Source organism: Corynebacterium sp. MSK047 (assembly GCF_030232285.1).
Classification (GTDB): Bacteria; Actinomycetota; Actinomycetes; order Mycobacteriales; family Mycobacteriaceae; genus Corynebacterium; species Corynebacterium jeikeium_D.
Window position 1 is genome coordinate 2,164 of sequence record NZ_JASPJI010000042.1, and the last position, 1,833, is coordinate 3,996.

A 1,833-nucleotide genomic window follows, 5' to 3' on the forward strand; every position below is an offset into this window, starting at 1 on the left:
TGTGTGGTGTGTGGGTGTTGTGTGAGAACTGGATAGTGGACGCGAGCATCTTGTTTTTCTGTAAGTTCGATTTTGTCAAGCAGTTTTTCTGTTTGTGATTGTTCTTAGTTATTTGTTTGTGTGTTGTGTTGTAAGGGCGCATGGTGGATGCCTTGGCATAGTAGGCCGATGAAGGACGTGAGAGGCTGCGATAGGCCTCGGGGAGCTGCCAACTGAGCGTTGATCCGAGGGTGTCCGAATGGGGAAACCTGGCCGTCGTTGTGGGCGGTCGCCGTTAGATGAATTCATAGTCTAATTGGTGGTTACGCGGGGAAGTGAAACATCTCAGTACCCGTAGGAGTAGAAAACAATTGTGATTCCGTTAGTAGTGGCGAACGAACGTGGATGAGGCTAAACCGCGTGCGTGTGATACCTGGCAGGGTTTGCGTGCGTGGGGTTGTGGGGATGCATTGTGCAGGGTCTGCTAGTCCTGCGTTGTGTTGTGTGGGTGTAGCGGAAGTGGATTGGAATGTCCTGCCGTAGACGGTGAGAGTCCGGTACGTGAAACATCCGTGCGTGCAATTGGTGTGTTGCCCGAGTAGCAGCGGGCTCGTGGAATCTGCTGTGAATCTGCCGGGACCACCCGGTAAGCCTAAATACCTGCTTATGACCGATAGCGGATTAGTACCGTGAGGGAATGGTGAAAAGTACCCCGGGAGGGGAGTGAAATAGTACCTGAAACCATGTGCTTACAATCCGTCAGAGCCCTTTTTTGTGGGGTGATGGCGTGCCTTTTGAAGAATGAGCCTGCGAGTCAGCGGCATGTCGCGAGGTTAACCCGTTTGGTGGGGTAGTCGTAGCGAAAGCGAATACTAACTAGTGTGTTGTCAGTGGCATGTCCTGGACCCGAAGCGGGGTGATCTACCCATGGCCAGTGTGAAGCAGAGGTAAGACTCTGTGGAGGCGCGAACCCACTTAGGTTGAAAACTGAGGGGATGAGTTGTGGGTAGGGGTGAAAGGCCAATCAAACTCCGTGATAGCTGGTTCTCCCCGAAATGCATTTAGGTGCAGCGTCGTGTGTTTCCTCCTGGAGGTAGAGCTACTGGTTGGTTTAGCGGGACTATCATCTTAGCGACATCAGCCAAACTCCGAATGCCGGTGAGGTCAGAGCACGGCAGTGAGACTGCGGGGGATAAGCTTCGTAGTCGAGAGGGAAACAGCCCAGATCGCCGGCTAAGGCCCCTAAGGGTGTGCTAAGTGGAAAAGGATGTGGGATCGCGAAGACAACCAGGAGGTTGGCTTAGAAGCAGCCATCCTTGAAAGAGTGCGTAATAGCTCACTGGTCGAGTGGTTCTGCGCCGACAATGTAGTGGGGCTCAAGTACACCGCCGAAGCCGCGGCAATCACCATTTTTTGGTGGTTGGGTAGGGGAGCGTCGCGTGACTGCTGTGAAGCGCTGGGGTAACCCTAGTGTGGAGTGTGCGCGAGTGAGAATGCAGGCATGAGTAGCGAATGAGGAGTGGAAAACTCCTCCGCCGAATGACTAAGGGTTCCTGGGCCAGGTTAATCCTCCCAGGGTGAGTCGGGACCTAAGGCGAGGCCGACAGGCGTAGTCGATGGATAACGGGTTGATATTCCCGTACCCGTGTGTCCGCGCCCATGGTGAATCAGGGATACTAACCCACCTGAACACGCGCCGTTTGCCAGCCTTTTAGGTTGGTTGGTGTGTGTGATGCTGGGGACCTGAACTGGTAGTAGCCAAGTGATGGGGTGACGCAGGAAGGTAGCCGTGCCACGTGATGGATATCGTGGTGTAAGCGTGTGGCCCGTGTTCTAGGTAAATCCGGAGCACAT

General features: G+C 54.2%; 1 rRNA gene (only partly in view). It reads left to right on the plus strand.

The annotated features are described in order from the left end of the window. The first annotated feature begins 120 nt into the window (after positions 1-120). Positions 121-1,833 (plus strand): 23S ribosomal RNA (locus QP981_RS11040) (it continues 1,450 nt past the right edge of the window).